This is a genomic window from Paenibacillus sp. P3E, assembly GCF_001909045.1.
GTDB lineage: Bacteria > Bacillota > Bacilli > Paenibacillales > Paenibacillaceae > Paenibacillus_AQ > Paenibacillus_AQ helianthi.
Window position 1 is genome coordinate 1 of the sequence record NZ_LVWH01000103.1, and the last position, 15580, is coordinate 15580.

Genomic DNA, 15580 nt, shown 5'->3' on the forward strand with positions numbered 1-15580 from the left:
ATATAGTATCCATAATTATCTATTAAAGGAGTCGATTTCTATTGATTAAACTATCAAAAATCCCTCTCGTATTATCAATCGTCCTTATTTGTTCCTTCTATTTTGTGTCATCTGGTTCAGCCGAAGTTGGTAATAAAAATGATGTTAACCTATTCTATTTAAACCATGCAAGAATCTCTGGTGATACTCCAGCAGAACCGATTCAAAATAAGTTCAAAGAAGAGGTACTTACTCCCAACATTGAAAGATCGACTACGATCCCTGTATATGATGAAAACGGGAATTTAGTGAATGAGTTTCAACTTGAGAAAAAAATTGACATTGAATCAAGAACATCTGTACTGCAAACAGGAAAGCTTGTAAATGTTCTGGTTGCAGTAGACGAAGAATATCGAAGTGCTCACAGTGATTGGCAAACAAGGGTGTCTAGTATTGTTGAAAGCGCAGATGATGCTTTCAATCAGGAATTCAGCATAGACTTAAATATTACAGCATATAGATATTGGTTCTCAGATGGTAATAATGCTTCTTCATTATTAAGCAATTTAAAAGGAGCTGGAACTGATACTTATGATTTGGTAATCGGCTTTTCTGGCGAATCAGATTTTTATGGAGCAGGCGGCGGTTTTATAGGTGGGATCGCATATGAATATGACAGTAAACCATTCTATGCGGGCTATAGTTTGGTCAGCGATCAATCACTATCTGGAACGGCTCATGCCGTGCAACATGAAGTTTCTCATAACTATAGTTTAGGTCATGATGCAACAGCACCAACACCTATCTGTATAATGAATTATGGTACAATGTATTCCACTACAACTTGGGATTCTGCTCATCACGATGAGTTGGGTACTCATAAGCTCTGGTACGGAACTACTGTGAATTAAAATAATTTATTGTGCCATAGATTATATTAATTCTGTGGCACAATAAATCCGGAGGTGAAAGCAATGAAAGTTAAATGGTCCGTCTTCTTAATTATCTTCCTTCTTTTGATTGGATGTTCAAACAGTGCTTCACAAAACACACCAAAAGGAGATGACCCCGCATCTTGGATAAATTTCAAAGGCAATAAGTACGATTTTTACAAAACAGATGTCTCTGTCGGCAATTCTCTTGTTTCTACTAATGAGAAAACTGATGCAGACGATGGAACTGAAAGTGGTTTAGAAATATTTAAAGTAGAGAACGATAATGGTATGAGTTTATTTATTCAAGACCCTATTAATGAAGAATGGGTTGAATATAGAATAAAATGATTTCTACTTTATTAAAAAGTTTTTAGTTGTTCACTCTTTCATGAAATTTGACTTTCATTCGCTCAGACCTCGATTGCCTTCTCTAATTCATGGATCTCATCTGATGTTTCTTCCTTGTTTTTCTTCACACTTAGTGCAAACTTCATTCTCTATTCTTCAATTGATTCTCCACTACCAAACACAATCATTATTGAATTGTTTGTGCTATTGAAATAAGTTCCTTTATCAATTTCATTTAAGATATGTATAGCAAAAATCTATATGCTCTCAGCACTGCCTTCTAATAGTACCAGCACTTTTCTAAAAGCAACAATTCGACCAAGTTTCTTACCGTGACCATATCCTAGATCATAGCAATCATCAAAATCACCTCCCGACCAATCACTAGGATTAAAGTCTCCTTCGATTTGCTCATTAATTTCATCGATAGCTTCTTTCAAGTTCTCAATCATTTTCTTTGATAATACCAATCATTTGTTTTTGTTCCTTATTGATGCGTTCAATGATTTTTGAAGCCGCTGCTTTTGCCTCAGTGGCAGAATAAACAGAGTTCTCGAAACTGAAGCTGTTAATCCCTTCTAGTCTCGTAAGCAAGATTGGCACTTACCAGTTTGGTAACAGACAACAGATCTTTAATGACCGGTGTCAGTCTGGTCACTACGGGGTCTACGTTCGCAAAAGCAAGCTGGCTTGAGGTATATTCGTTCGCTTTATCAATAATTCCCCGCTCCGTTCCAGCAACGTCAAGTATGATGAAGCTGAAGTTCTCCTCGATTACATGCTGTGTATCAACTCCGAACTTCTCGAAATAATGAACCAAAACCACATTGATTCAGAAGATATAGCATGAGCATCTCTGTTTCACACTATCGGGTAGCGGCGGCTCCAGCGCAAACAGCCTTCACTTCCCCATGGGGAGAAATGAAGGCTGTATATCCGTCGTCCTTTAACGCCTAATTCTTATTGCCCGAATCCGACCCGTGGACGTTCTCGTTCTTTGGTCTCTACAACTACAGCCCGGATCGAGGTAATCGGAATGTACAACACCTGATACTCCGTACGGTACTTCACGAACCGCTCATCCATTTCTTCCAGAATGCCGCCGCTGACACTAGAACCATCCAGAAAATTCACGGTAACCTCTTGACCTTGCAAAGCTTCCAGCATTTCAGAATCCGCTCCTCTGCTTACAGTTTGGTAATCACTTTGTCGATTATGCCGTATTCCAGTGCCTCCTGGGCCGACAGGAAATAATCCCGGTCCATATCCTTCGCTACCTTCTCTGCCGGCTGGCCGGTGCGCTCCGCACTGATCTGCACAATCTTCTCCCTAATCTGCAGGATACGGCGGGCACTGATGGCAATGTCACTGGCTTGGCCCTGTGCGCCGCCATGCGGCTGATGAATCATAATCTCGCTGTTTGGCAGCGCGTACCGTTTGCCGGTAGCTCCGGCCAGCAGCAGAAGTGAAGCAAACGAAGCCGCAAATCCAGTGCATATCGTACTGACCTGCGGTTTGATTACCTGCATCGTATCATAAATGCCGAAGCCTGCGGTAGTCGAACCTCCCGGGCTGTTGATATACATCTGGATATCCTTATCCGGCTCATCTGCCGCCAGGAAGAGCAGTTGGGCGATGATACTGTTCGCCAGCTGATCATCGATGGCCGCACCTACGAACACAATCCGGTCCTTCAGCAGCCGGGAATAAATGTCGTAGGACCGCTCACCTCTGCTTGTTTGTTCAATGACATAAGGAATAATGCTCATGTCCACTCCTCCTTGGATAGTTTTAATTTCATACCCTGTAAACGGATGGAGTCCTGCAAAGGATACGGTTTCTATCTTTTTAAAATAACCGCAAAGGCGGCGTATCCTTTACATTGTGCCGATCGTTTATATAATAGAGGCAACAGAAAACGCAGGATGACCCAAAAGGAGATGATTACAAGTGTCGACCCTTGTACCGTTCAGCACCGGAAAATCAACGGATGAAATGCTGCCGCTTCGGGACGCTCTGTTCCGGTATTGTCTGTCTTTGACTAGATCCAGCCTTGAGGCCGAGGATTTGGCCCAGGATACCTGGACCAAATCCCTGGCTTATGCCAAATTTGCAGACAATCCGAATCCCGAAGCACTGCTGCTGCGGATTGCCAAAAATACATGGATTGATGTGATACGGCGCAAAGCATCAATGGGACGGGCTTTGGAGCGTACTCAAGCATTCATATCGTCAAGCGTAGATCAGAGTCCAGGCCAATCGCCAGGGGAAGCGCGGTCTGGGATCGAGCTGGCTTTTCAGGCGATTATCCGGCATTTATCTCCGCTGCAAAGAACAGTATTCGTGATGCGCGATGTTCTGGACTATTCAGCGGATGAAACCGCAGAGAGGCTGGAAACCACTGTAGGAGCCGTCAAAGCGGCCCTGCACCGGGCGCGTCAGGCACTCGGAGCCGTCCGCAAAGAACTCGCAGATGACGAGGGTCCAGCGCGGACGCAGGACCTGGATTTCCGGATTCTGCTTCAGGCGCTGGCAGAGTCCTATGAAAAAGGCCAGCTGCCTATGATGCTGGAGCTGCTTCGCAAGGAGGTTAAGTCGGAGATGACGATGGCGGTCGGTACTGGCACAGTGCAGGCACTGCACACAGGCGGGAGAGGCTCCTGGCCTTGCATGGAGACTGGCAGCATGACAGATCTGCGGATGGCTGCGTAATCCTTACAAAAACTAAGTTTACGGTTCCGGAGCCAGTTTTGTACGGAGACTATTCCAGGAAGCGTTGCCCACAAACTTTAGGAGTGAAAACATTGAGGAACATACTTGTACTCGGGGGAACCCGCTTTTTTGGCAAACGGTTAGTGGAGCGCCTGCTCCGGGATGCAGATACCAAGGTTACCATTCTGACACGTGGCCTGACGGAGGATGGCTTTGGCCGCAGCGTGAACCGGTTGAATGTGAACCGCACGGATACGAAAGCACTTGCTGAAGCTGTTGGAGATACCGTCTGGGATGTAGTTTATGACAACATCTGCTATTCCCCGGATGAGGCCGCTGCGGCCAGCCATATATTCGCAAATACGGCTAAGCGATATATTCTGACTTCCAGCCTATCCGTGTATGATCCAAGATCTGAAATTCTCCGCGAAGCAGACTTTGATCCGGAATCTTATCCGCTGCGGCTGGGCCCAAAGGATGATTACAGCTATCAGGAGGGCAAAAGACTGGCTGAAACGGTCCTCTTAAGGCAAACAGCTTTTCCCGTGGCAGCAGTCCGGTTTCCGATCGTGCTCGGGACGGATGATTATACGAAGCGGCTGCATTTTCATATTGAGCATGTGCAGGAAGGACAGCCCATCGGGGTGCCCAATCCGCAAGCGCTGATCTCGTTCATCCGTTCTGATGAGGCGGCTGATTTCTTGTATTGGCTAGGCTTCTCACCACTGACAGGACCCGTGAACGCATGCTCAGACGGGACGCTTACCATCGGGAATATCCTCTCCATCATCGGGCAGGCAACCGGACAACAGGCGGAGGTTCAGAGCGAAACGGCCGACAAAGATAGGTCTCCGTTTGGCATCCGGGAATCCTGGTACATGGATACAGCAAAAGCCCGCAAGGCGGACTTCCCGTTTCTGAAGCTTGCAGAGTGGTTCCCGGATCTGGTCCTGGAACTGGTAAGTGAACGTAATGCCTCACTCGGCCATCGCGAGTAGCTGGCTTGATGCCTCCACATTCTCTGCTCTGGATTTTTCATCCATAATTATTAACCGACCGGCCGGGGCTACTGCTCCGGTCTCTTCTTCGATTTTGAACACATGAATCTCCCGGAACAGCTGCTGTGAAATTTCATTGATCTCCACCGCTTGCCGGGCAATGTCACGGATCGCTTGATCCTGCTGGGTGCTGGAGGCATTGACCTCCTGCACACCTGCAGCAGTCTGTTCAGCCACTGCAGCTACGGAATGTACAGAATCTGCCAGCCGGGTGTTGATCTTCCGGGTCTGCTCCACCTTCTGGTGAATTTGTCCAATCTGGTGGCTGATACCGGTAATGGATTCGTCAATGGCCTCGAAAGAAGCAAGAGTCTGTTCCACCTGGTGGTCCTGCTGCTCCAGGCTTTTTTGGGTTTCCAGCATATATTCCTGAACATCCGCCATACTGTCCTGCAGATCGCCAATCATCCGGCTGATATGGATAGAGGATTCGTTCGTCTGTACGGATAAGTGCCGTACCTCATCGGCGATGACGGCAAAACCTTTGCCCGACGCCCCTGCCCGGGCTGCCTCAATGGCGGCGTTCAGGGACAGGATATTCGTCTGCTTGGAAATTTCCGTAATGGACCGGGTGATTCGAGAAATATCACCGGACTGCTGAACGAGCTTGTCCAGTGCTTCATACACCTTAGTGATGGATGCACGGGAATGATAAGAAGTCTGCCGGAGAGCAGTTACCGTCTCCGAGCCTTTGCGTGTATTCTGATTCGCCGCTTCGCTGGTTAAGAGCATCCCATCGGTGTAATCCGTAATCTCATGAACCCCGAGCTCCAGCTCCTCCAGCAGCAATGTGCTATGTTCAGATTGTTCCGCCTGCTGCCCCGCCCCGACGGATATTTCCTGGATCGTATGGAGAATTTCCTGATTGGTATGGGCAGTGATGACAGATGACTGCTGGAAGGAATGTGAATAATCTGCAAGGGAAGAAGCCGCAGTCATCGTCTGCCGCAGCATATCGCGGACCCGGCACACCATATGGTCGAAATGGTGGCTCAACCGTCCAAGCTCATCATGATAGGGTGAGTTAATCTGCTGCCGCAAATCACCATCCGCAATCTCCCGCAGGGCTGCCTGAAGCTTGCTGACCGGGGTTACGAAAGAACGGATCAGCAGCCAGCCAAGCAGCAGCGTGAACAGGAACACCCCGGCTGCTGCATAAATGATGATGGAAATCGTGTCCTCCAGCATGTGAAAAGAATGATTCTGTGCCTGCTCGGCGTTATCCGCAGCTGCTGCATACAGCTTGCCGTTCGTCTCCAGCATAGATTGGCTAAGTGCCAGCGCCTTCGTATGTAAGTTATCTATTTGTTCCAGAACCGCTAACGGGTCAAGACTGTTGTCACCCATAGTCTGAATCAGTTGATCAAAAATCCCGTTATATTCTCCAGCCTGGGTTCGCAGCAGTCCCAGGATCGGGGAGGCGGGTGTATCTGTCTCAAATTTAAGTTTGGCCAATTCAGCGGTAAGTTGCTGCTGCTTGTCCTTAAAATCATCAGCCAGTTCCAGATCACTTGATTCGGCAAGTGCTGTCTCTGCACGGTTCAGCTCCTGCAGCAACTGGGTAACCGTTGAGACGGTAATCCGTTTTTCCATCTCAGTCTTTTGCTTTTCCATGGAATGCTCCACTTGCCCGATCTTATTCCCTTGGTACAGGGCCACCCCCAGAAAAATAAGCGTAATGGCGGAGAAACTTAAAATCAGCTTCCATTTCATAGAAAAGTGCAGCCGTTGTCCCTTCAAGCGAATCATCCCTTCATATCAAGCTTCAAAATACAATAGGTATATTTTACTAACACACTCATTGTAGAAGCTGGATATTAACTGCTCTCCTAACTTTTGTATGGGAATCGTAAAGAAATTGTTGCGAAAATGTTAACAGAAGGGCGCTTTCAGCGATTGCTATATAACCGCGATCCGGTTCAAAAAGCGGTTCATGAGCAGCGGCAGCGAGATGAGAATCGGCGGGTCATCCAGCCTGGGAGGATGGAGGGTCACCGGCTGATGCGGGACCAGAGAACCTGGTACGACATGGATCGGAGTCTTCGACCGGGTACGCAGTGTGGTATGCGGAAGCAGGAAATCCAGCGTGTGTGTTCCCCATGATATGGAGGTGGCAAGCAGGTAGTAGGTCCCGGGAGCCACATGTTCAAATTGAAAATGCCCCAGGGAGGAGAGCAAGGTACCGTACAGCGGCAGTCCCTCGGGAATAGGTTTGGCGAAGAGGCCGATCAGAATCACCCCGTCAACAGGGGCCTCAGCAGATACCGTCCCGTGCACAGAAGAAGGCATCCGGCTGATCGGGTACGAAAAACTCCAATCCCGCAGCTTCCTTAACGAGCTCATCTGATCTCCGGCATATGGCACGGAATTGCGGAATTCCGCCGGAGACATCCCCACCCGGGCAGCAAAACGGGAAGTGAAGGTCCCGAGGCTCTGCTGGCCAATCTCCAGCGAAATATCACGGACCGTAAGGCCCGTGCGCAGCAGCATGTCCTTCGCCCGCTGCAGGCGGTGAGAGGACACATAGTACAGCGGAGACAGACCAGTCCGCTCCTTGAAGATGCGTACAAAGTGATACGGGCTGTATCCGGCATAACGGGCCAGACGCTCCAGCGGAAGTTGATCATACATATGCTCATGAATGTAGGCAATAACTCCATCAATTTCTGCAAACCGTTCTGTCACCATAAGGTCCACCCTTCTTCGGGAAGATATTAAGAACGTAAGTTCGCATAAATGATATCACAAATTTAAATGAATTGGAACCTTTCTGTTTGCATCAGAACAAACTCACCTTATCAGGTGAAAGCAGTATCTTCATTGCCGCAGGTAACGGTATTGCTTCCAATTCAAGGGTATTTCTACCTCCTGTTCTGCCCGCTAGCCCGTTGACGGTTAGATCAGAGGTATTTCCTCTTAGGCCCGTTTAGTTCATTTCGTTCCCCCCGGTCCATTTCTTCACGCTATTCCTCTCACTTTTAATCACAGTTAATGCAACAAAAAAAGCAGGCTCCGGCTGTCCGGAAACCTGCCTGTCTTATTTGATGATTCTCTTTACATGCATGATCTATGCCTGCTCCGGTGTGCCCTCTTCCATATACACGGACTCCCATAGATGACCGTCGATGTCCTGAAAGCTCCAGCTTTACATAAAACCGTGGTCGATCGGGTCATTATACTTCTTGCCGCCTGCGGCCAGCGCCTTATCCACCAGTTCGTGCACCTCTTCCCTGCTGGATGCGGAGAATGCCAGAATCACTTCGGTGTGGCTGGAGGTGTCGACAATTTCTTTGGAAACAAAGGTTTTGAAGAATTCTTTAGTCAGCAGCATGACAAACGTAATGTCGTTGAGAATCATACATGTCGCGTTCTCATCCGGAAAATGAGAGTTGAACCCGAAACCAAATGCGGTAAAGAAGTTAATCGAAGCCTGCAGATCATTTACCGGCAAATTCACAAAAAGCTGGCCTGCCTGAAATCCCATTCTCTAGAACGTGTCTGAAAACTCCTCATTGAGTCAATTTGAAGATGACAGCTATGTATACAAACGCCAAGAATGACTTGGCCAAATTGTCGTAACGAGTAGCCATAGGCGAAAGTGTTTGATTTTATTGAAAAGGCACTCCACTAAGTGGCGTTCTTTGTACCGATAACAATCGACTTTCTACGGGTTTTGACTATTCGCTTTAGGCGGGATGGTGTAGGATGCCTGCTTAGCTGTAATCTAATTTCGAATCGCTTCGAAGCCATAGGCTTTGTCGCCAAGAATAGGACTTCCTGTAACTTCAAGCCTCTGAAGTAAATCAATCGCTGGAACGGAATCGTAGACTTGACCACCCGTCAGAAGAAAAGCGAGGGGATTTCCTAATCCATCGACGACGGTGTGAAGTTTGGTTGTCTTTCCGCCACGACTGACGCCGATGTGCTGATTTACTTCGTGGCCATCAATGTTTTTTTAGCACCGGCACTATGTTGATGGGCTTTGACGGATGTCGAATCAATGCTCAAGTTTTTAAAGTCAGGTTCGACCTAAAGGCTTGAAAGATCCCAACAAGCAGTCCGGTATCTTGCCACTTGCAAAAGCGACTGTAGACCGTTTTCCATGGACCATAGCGTTCTCCGGTAAATCGAGCCAAGCAGCACCACTTCGAGCGATCCATAGAAAAGCGTTAAACATGGTTCGTTCACTTAATTTTGACGGACGTCCTGTTCGGTAGGGTGGAAACAATCCCCTTAATTTGATCCCACTGTTCATCGCTTATTTCGTACCGTCTTTGAATCATGTTTGACGCTCCATTCGTTTTTCCTAAATCTTACCATGTTATTTATTGTGTGACCGGTTAGGAAATCCTGAAGAAAATGGACGTCGAAGGCAAAAACGTCATGGCCGACCGGGAATACGATACCGATAAAATTATCGCACCGCTGGAAGAGAAGTAAGCGAACTCAATCATTCCAAGCCGTAAGCACCGCACGATTCAACGCCGTCTTTTTTCGGAATAATGAAACTGGCGATTTAATGAATAGATTTGAAATAGATTTAATGTCAATTGATTTGTTATCATCGAGATTATTAGTGCTTTTTTTCACATGGTGTTTAGCTTGTCTATTCAATAATAATAATGGCGTATTTAAATTTCAAACTTTTTCCGGTAGTTCTTTTCATTATTCCAGTAATCTATTTGTATCAAAAAAAATCAGATTTTTTACGCAAAAAACCCCCTTGTATCTGCGGCATTCAGCAGATACAAGGGGGTTTGCGCTTCATATACTAATATTCAATTCATCTTACCCGGGAGTGCGCTGCCCTACTGTTCCAGCAGCACCTGAAACCATTTTAGGTTCAATTCATGGTGCGCTCTGACATTATTCATCATCGACTTTGCAGTATCGTAGATCCTGTCTTGCTTGGCATCCAGCACATGATCAATTTCAGCAATTTTGCGCCGTGTCTGCTCCATCTGCACCGCTACGGCCGACTTGAATTGCCCAGGATCATATTGGTGGGCAAACAGCGTGGTCATATAAAAGGCTAACGTAATATCGTCCGTCTGCAGCGAATATTTGGCCATGAGCGCTGTGAAATGCTCGTTGCCCTGCGGTGTAATCTCGTAGATGTACTGTTCGGGATAGTTGTTAACGCTAACGACTTCAACCAGCTGGACCAAGCCTTCCTCCGCTAACTTCTGCAGGTTGTAATACAGCGATCCCTTCGTCATATGAACAAGATACCTGTAATCCCGTTCCTTGAAGATATTCAACAATTCATAAGCGCTGGATTGTCCGCAATCCTTCAACAGACCCAGTATTAATAAGGGTATAATAATAATTCTTCTTTCTATCGATTATTGAAAATCACGGAGATGCTCAGCGATCCATTCTCTAAACGTATAAGGCTCCCGGCCAAGAATCGTCAGCACCGTGCCGGTCACGCCGAGCTGATGCTTGAGTGTATACTCCCAATCCTGGACTCTAAGGTTAATATACTCTTCAGCAATGTAGTTCTTCATATACGAACGGAAGTCCCCGATCGTCTGCTCTTCCAGTTCAAGCGATTGTCCCAGTTGCTTAGAGATTTCGGTCAATATGTTCCTCTGGCTAAGAATATTCGCCCCTGTAAGCGTCAAGACCTGCCCGGAGAATTTGCCAAAATCGGTTAGAACCACACTGATAACTTCGGCAATATCTGTTTCATGCACACTGGCCAGCTTAGCCTCAAGGGCCGGTAACCGGATTTTCCCCTTATTGTATCTAAAAAGGTCCCTCCAGTAAATGGTGTTGTGCATGAAGGCCTCGGCCCGGATAAAAACATACTGAAAGCCATACGCCTTAATTTGATCCTCGACCTTTTTATGTTTAAGGGCATTCTCGTTGTAACCGGCATCCGACCGGTTAATGGAAGCTGAGGATAAGAACACAATGTTCCGGACGCCCTTAGCCCGAGCAGCCTGCAGAATCTCTTCGGCATCATCCAGCAGGATCAGGAATAAGGTCTCAACGCCGCGCAGGCTGTCTGACCAGGCGCTGCAATCCTTGATATCGCCGGTGACGACAATCATATGATCTGTCCGATCTGTTAACAGCCTCTCAGGTGTTCGGGTGAGGGCTTTAAATTTGACATCCTTAAGCTTGAGGTAATTTACAACCCGATTTCCAACGGTTCCAGTTGCTCCAGTAATAAATAGCATTATAAGGACCTCTTTTCCAATATATTAGTCTAATTAGACCACAAATCAAAATATAGTCTAATTAGACTAATATAGCAAGGGATATTATACAAAGAACACAGCCCCAGGGGACTATGTTCTGAAAGTACGCCCAGCATGGGCGTCATCTCTAGGGTGAAAGTCCTGAACGAGGGCTGGCGAGCGCCTACCGTTAGTCAAAGGCAAGGGTGTTCACCGTGAGGTAGATCTGAAGGAAGCCGGAGGCAAAAGCACGGGCCAAGGTACACGAACTGGATTTGAGGCTGTGTCAGTCAGATGAGCCACCTATACATGACGAAATCCAAAGCCGCCAAAGGCTTGCGCGTTAAACTCGAGTGGTCGCGGGCGGAAAGATGGCATTCTTATCTGGGGAAGCCTGAAAGATCTCAACAAGCAGTCCGGTATCTTGCCACTTGCAAAAGCGACTGTAGACCGTTTTCCATGGACCATAGCGTTCTCCGGTAAATCGAGCCAAGCAGCACCATTTCGAGCGATCCATAGAAAAGCGTTAACATGGTTCGTTCACTTAATTTTGACGGACGTCCTGTTCGGTAGGGTGGAAACATCCCCTTAATTTTGATCCCACTGTTCATCGCTTATTTCGTACCGTCTTTGAATCATACTTGACGCTCCATTCGTTTTCCCCAAATCTTACCATGTTATTTAGTTTTCAGACACATTCTAATCACCTCTGCAAGTATTTGTAGTGTTACCGCTCGATTATAACTTGAAAGGACAGGAAGTAATTCTTCCCGATTGCTGTTTGTCCCATGCCGTTGATCGGGCTCGATGAACTTACTGCAGACGGCTTATTGAAAATGTTTCGGGTGAGGAGTAACCTGAAAGAAAGAAGAAATCATGAGTATTACAATCCGCACGAGTACTATTCCATCTCTTTTTACACGAATTCTGTATGCTGAAGATATCAACGATCTGAGGGGTGAAATGAATGCCTAACATTTGGATGCATCTGGAGTATGGGCAACAGCTAGCGGAAGAGTTCCGCGGTGAGTTCCCTTTTCTTACGGAGATGAAATCCCGTCCTGAGCTGTACCAGCTCGGCTGCCAGGGACCGGATTTCCTGCTGTACCACAGCTTTCTGCCCTGGAAAAAAGATACCCGGGCGCTTCAGCTCGGCGATCTCATGCATACGGAGAATTGCGGTCCGGTGTTGATCGAATTCTGGCAGAGAGCCCTGGCCCTTCCCGCCGACGAGCTGAAGGAGACGCAGCAATACTTTCTCGGCTTCCTTACCCACCATCTGCTGGACCGCAACCTTCATCCCTACATCAACTGGAAAGCGGGCTACAAGCACCGCAATCACCAGCGTTTTGAGATTGTCCTCGACACCTTGTTCATGAAGCGGCTGAGACAGTTGGATACGTGGCGGCATGCCGCCTGGAAAAAAATCAATGTGGGCTCCCACTTGCCCGCCCCCATCCATACCATTCTGCATGAAACCGCATCTGACTGGTATCCCGAAACCCGGCGCCTTCCCGCTGAAATCTGGCATGAAGCGTACCTGGACATGATTTTGGCGCATAAATGCTTATTCGATCCCAAGGGCTGGAAGAAATCCCTGCTGAGGGGCAAAGCCCGCCGCCTGTTTTCACAGCAGCTGTCCCCAGCCGAGGAGAAGCTCGATTATCTGAACGAAAAACACGGGGAGTGGCGGCATTCTGCACTCTACTCCGAAGTCCGGACCGAAAGTGTCTGGGACCTGTGGGAGGAGGCGCTTGCAGAAGGACGGACGGTGCTGCGGGCTCTGGCTTCGTGGCTGAACAGCACGGTGCCGGCTGAAGGCGCCCGGGCGCTGGAGCAGTTCAAGCTGGTGCTGGGCGACCGTTCCTATGATACAGGCAAAGAGTGCAGCAGCAATCTTAAGAACAGGTATGCCGAACCGATCTGGGAAGCAGGCATTATCTCATGAAGACGTATGTATACGGCGTAAACCGTCCATTTAGGACATACACTGGACAGATCTCCGCAGGGAGGTCTGTCTCACCGGACAGAATTGAGTTCGTGAAAAGCTATCCTGCTGCTATACCTCTGCCGTTGCATGTGCCGGAATATGCGGCGGAGCTGGCGGGACCGGCGGAGCTCCGTCCTGCAGCGCGTCCTGCTTCCCCTTCGCCACATCGAGCTTCAGCACAATCATAATCCCAGCCCGAAGAACAGCAGCAGAGAGAGAATGCCAAGTCTTGGATTCCCGGTGAACTGCCCCACCAGCTCAAAAACAAACGGGGCAAAGATCGAAGAAAATTTGCTGGTAATGTTCACAAAGCCAAAAAACTCACCGGTGCGCTTCAGCTGCATCAGATCACTAAGCAGGGAACGGGAAATCGACTGGCTTCCCCCCTGAACCAGGCCCACCATAACCGCCAGGATATAAAAATGAATGGCTTGGGTCATGCCGAAGCCAAGGATTACACTTTGAGATAACGGCCAAGCCTCTCAGATTGCCGGTAACCCTCTGTTACAAGCCCCCGCTGACTCCAGCCGCCGCGATATCCTTCACCATCCGCCCTGTGCCTTTCCAAGTAAATAGCCAATGCTCTTAAGCCTCCTGTTCCGATGGATGAATAGGAGTTCTACACCGACGGGACGAATACAATCCGCTGCTGGCTGTCAGCAGGGGCATTCCAGACGTCCTCTACACTGGACAGCGGAAAAACTACAGGGTTCGTTGTTAGTTTGCCGTCTGAGATAGCATTTATTAATGCCGGGAATTCGGCCATATATCCGGCTGGTGTGACAGACCCCTGGCCACTGCCGATGATCTGGAAGTTGGCAGAACGGAGTGCTGCGGAAGGTATAACGGCATCCGCTCCTGCAACAGAACCGATTTGAATCCAGGTCAATAGCCGGCTGCGGTCTGATCTCCGGGTGAGAATCGGGAGCATGGCTAGCCCGGCAGGCTTGCCCCACAGATAATCGATAACGATGTCCACCTCGGCTGCGGTCTCGCCAAGGCGCCGGGCCACTGCCTCTGGATCACCAGCCAGACACACGGTTACATCAGCACCGATTGCCGTAAGTGAATGGAGGCGTTCCTGGTCACGTCCGGCAGCGATGACCTGGCTTGCGCCGAGAAGCTTGGCAATCTGGACTGCCATCTGTCCGGAATTGCCTGTAGCCCCCATAATCAGAACCTTGAATCCGGGCTGAACCTGAACCCGGCGGCGCAGTGTCACCCAGGAGGACATCGCCGGATTCATTGCGGCAGCAATGAGCACTGGATCGGCATGAGCCGGCAAAGGTACGCTGCACCGCAGATCAATTACTGCTTTGTCGGCAAAAGCGCCCAGAACCGAATCTGTTGCCACGAAATAGACCAGCCGGCCATCCGGCAGACGTCCGACCCCATCAATACCGGGAATCAGCGGCAGTTCATCCGTACTGGTATAGTGGGATCCATCAGCCTGAGAACGGACTCGCGGATGTAAACCGGAAGCAAGCACGTCAATCAGAACCTCATGATTGGCGGAGGGCTCGGGAGTGTCGAAGAACTCGTATTTGGGCCCTGAATCAAATGATCGTACAACAGCAGCATACATAATATTGACCTCCAGTTGTCCTTATGGACGAAATTAGTTTGTTATACAAACAATATAGTTTGTCCCACATACAAAGTCAACAGTTATTGTGGTACAATATGAAAATCAGGTGCTGGGCGCAATGAACGGCAGCGCCGATTGTACGAAATATAACAGAGTGCGGAGTGAAAAACATGAGCAGTTACGATGATTCTTTTAATAATCTGGATGATCTGGCGATCGTGGACGCCCTCGTACAGGTTTCATTTCTTATCCAGAACATTCTGGCTAAAATAGGGGCTGAACATGATCTGTCGATCATTCAAATCCGGCTGCTTGGCATCCTGCGCGACCGGGAGCCGAGCATGCAGCAGCTGGCCCGGCATCTGGGCCTGGATAAGTCCAGTATTACCGGACTTGTCGACCGCGCCGAACGGCGCGGATTAGTTGAACGTACGGTTTCCAGTAGCGACCGGCGTGGGTTCAATGTGAGGGCAACTGCGGCAGGCTGGCATATTATTCATGAAGTCGGTGAGCAGATTGAGCATCAGATTACGGCTATGACTGTAGGGCTTACGGAATCGGAGCGTACCCAGACCATTGTGCTTGCCGGCAAAATACTGGCCACTGCAGTGGAGGCTAATCGTTGAACCGCAGATGCTTCTATGTACATGTTGCCGTCCCATACGGTTCATAGTACAATTCCGATTTAATTCGAGTACCGGTACAATCGAGTAGGAGGGAGCAGCAAGCTCCCGTCCTCTCATACCACCGTACGTACCGTTCGGTATACGGCGGTTCAACCG

General features: G+C 48.5%; 17 protein-coding genes and 3 pseudogenes. 6 read left to right on the plus strand and 14 right to left on the minus strand.

From position 1 onward, the window contains the following. The first annotated feature begins 41 nt into the window (after positions 1-41). Both A3842_RS09575 and A3842_RS09580 read left to right on the plus strand, forming a co-directional pair. The gene (locus A3842_RS09575; RefSeq protein WP_074101186.1) at positions 42-890 is read left to right on the plus strand and encodes a M12 family metallo-peptidase; all 849 of its coding nucleotides are present in this window, start codon (positions 42-44) and stop codon (positions 888-890) included. A gap of 63 nt (positions 891-953) precedes the next feature. Then, a complete protein-coding gene (locus A3842_RS09580; protein ID WP_074101187.1) occupies positions 954-1262 on the plus strand; it encodes a hypothetical protein in 309 nt (102 codons plus the stop codon). A gap of 257 nt (positions 1263-1519) precedes the next feature. Here the strand turns inward: A3842_RS09580 and A3842_RS09585 are convergent, their stop codons facing one another. The 4 genes from A3842_RS09585 to clpP all read right to left on the minus strand — a co-directional run bounded on the left by A3842_RS09585 (position 1520) and on the right by clpP (position 3031). After that, positions 1520-1714: a hypothetical protein gene (locus A3842_RS09585; RefSeq protein WP_083609537.1), complete on the minus strand. Its 195-nt coding sequence runs from the start codon at positions 1712-1714 to the stop codon at positions 1520-1522. A gap of 116 nt (positions 1715-1830) precedes the next feature. After that, entirely contained in the window at positions 1831-2088 is a 258-nt protein-coding gene (locus A3842_RS09590) for a YiiG family protein (protein ID WP_256701627.1), read from the minus strand. Positions 2089-2222: 134 nt separating this feature from the next. Next, positions 2223-2429, minus strand: coding sequence for a hypothetical protein (locus A3842_RS09595; protein ID WP_074101190.1), 207 nt, complete (start codon positions 2427-2429; stop codon positions 2223-2225). Between the two features lie 20 nt (positions 2430-2449). Continuing rightward, on the minus strand, positions 2450-3031 hold the full coding sequence (clpP, locus tag A3842_RS09600; RefSeq protein ID WP_074087497.1) for an ATP-dependent Clp endopeptidase proteolytic subunit ClpP: 582 nt from the start codon (positions 3029-3031) through the stop codon (positions 2450-2452). Positions 3032-3212: 181 nt separating this feature from the next. Between clpP and A3842_RS09605 the strand changes: the two genes are divergently transcribed. Further along, positions 3213-3974 (plus strand): RNA polymerase sigma factor, encoded by a 762-nt coding sequence (locus A3842_RS09605; protein WP_074101191.1) that lies wholly within the window; start codon positions 3213-3215, stop codon positions 3972-3974. A gap of 92 nt (positions 3975-4066) precedes the next feature. Next, entirely contained in the window at positions 4067-4972 is a 906-nt protein-coding gene (locus A3842_RS09610) for an NAD-dependent epimerase/dehydratase family protein (protein ID WP_074101192.1), read from the plus strand. On the opposite strand, the gene A3842_RS09615 is transcribed toward A3842_RS09610, so the two are convergent. The 7 genes and pseudogenes from A3842_RS09615 to A3842_RS33275 all read right to left on the minus strand — a co-directional run. Further along, complete coding sequence (locus A3842_RS09615) at positions 4952-6745, minus strand: methyl-accepting chemotaxis protein (protein WP_178382323.1); 1794 nt, start codon at positions 6743-6745, stop codon at positions 4952-4954. The two genes, A3842_RS09610 and A3842_RS09615, sit on opposite strands and share 21 nt — an antisense overlap. A 186-nt stretch (positions 6746-6931) precedes the next feature. Beyond that, positions 6932-7720 (minus strand): helix-turn-helix domain-containing protein, encoded by a 789-nt coding sequence (locus A3842_RS09620; RefSeq protein WP_074101194.1) that lies wholly within the window; start codon positions 7718-7720, stop codon positions 6932-6934. 379 nt (positions 7721-8099) lie between these two features. Next, positions 8100-8516 (minus strand): annotated as a pseudogene (locus tag A3842_RS09625) (VOC family protein). 25 nt (positions 8517-8541) lie between these two features. Next, a pseudogene (locus A3842_RS31490) lies at positions 8542-9315 on the minus strand (IS5 family transposase). Positions 9316-9840: 525 nt separating this feature from the next. Continuing rightward, positions 9841-10329 (minus strand): PadR family transcriptional regulator, encoded by a 489-nt coding sequence (locus A3842_RS09640; RefSeq protein WP_178382324.1) that lies wholly within the window; start codon positions 10327-10329, stop codon positions 9841-9843. Between the two features lie 48 nt (positions 10330-10377). Then, positions 10378-11220: an NmrA family NAD(P)-binding protein gene (locus A3842_RS09645; protein WP_074101196.1), complete on the minus strand. Its 843-nt coding sequence runs from the start codon at positions 11218-11220 to the stop codon at positions 10378-10380. A 397-nt stretch (positions 11221-11617) separates the two neighbouring features. Beyond that, positions 11618-11859, minus strand: a pseudogene (locus tag A3842_RS33275) (transposase); the annotation flags it as partial. 328 nt (positions 11860-12187) lie between these two features. Here A3842_RS33275 and A3842_RS09655 point away from each other — a divergent pair. Further along, positions 12188-13168 carry a zinc dependent phospholipase C family protein gene (locus tag A3842_RS09655; RefSeq protein WP_074086383.1) on the plus strand — a complete coding sequence of 327 codons (981 nt, stop codon included), beginning with the start codon at positions 12188-12190 and terminating at the stop codon, positions 13166-13168. A gap of 224 nt (positions 13169-13392) precedes the next feature. Here the strand turns inward: A3842_RS09655 and A3842_RS09660 are convergent, their stop codons facing one another. The 3 genes from A3842_RS09660 to A3842_RS09670 are packed head-to-tail and all read right to left on the minus strand — an operon-like array spanning position 13393 to position 14795. Further along, on the minus strand, positions 13393-13650 hold the full coding sequence (locus tag A3842_RS09660; protein ID WP_256701630.1) for an MFS transporter: 258 nt from the start codon (positions 13648-13650) through the stop codon (positions 13393-13395). A gap of 14 nt (positions 13651-13664) precedes the next feature. Further along, complete coding sequence (locus A3842_RS33280; protein ID WP_256701631.1) at positions 13665-13790, minus strand: hypothetical protein; 126 nt, start codon at positions 13788-13790, stop codon at positions 13665-13667. 39 nt (positions 13791-13829) lie between these two features. Beyond that, the gene (locus tag A3842_RS09670; protein WP_074101197.1) at positions 13830-14795 is read right to left on the minus strand and encodes a quinone oxidoreductase family protein; all 966 of its coding nucleotides are present in this window, start codon (positions 14793-14795) and stop codon (positions 13830-13832) included. Positions 14796-14968: 173 nt separating this feature from the next. On the opposite strand from A3842_RS09670, the gene A3842_RS09675 reads away from it, so the two are divergent. Next, positions 14969-15424, plus strand: a complete 456-nt coding sequence (locus A3842_RS09675; protein WP_074101198.1) for a MarR family winged helix-turn-helix transcriptional regulator — start codon at positions 14969-14971, stop codon at positions 15422-15424. Positions 15425-15580: the final 156 nt, after the last annotated feature.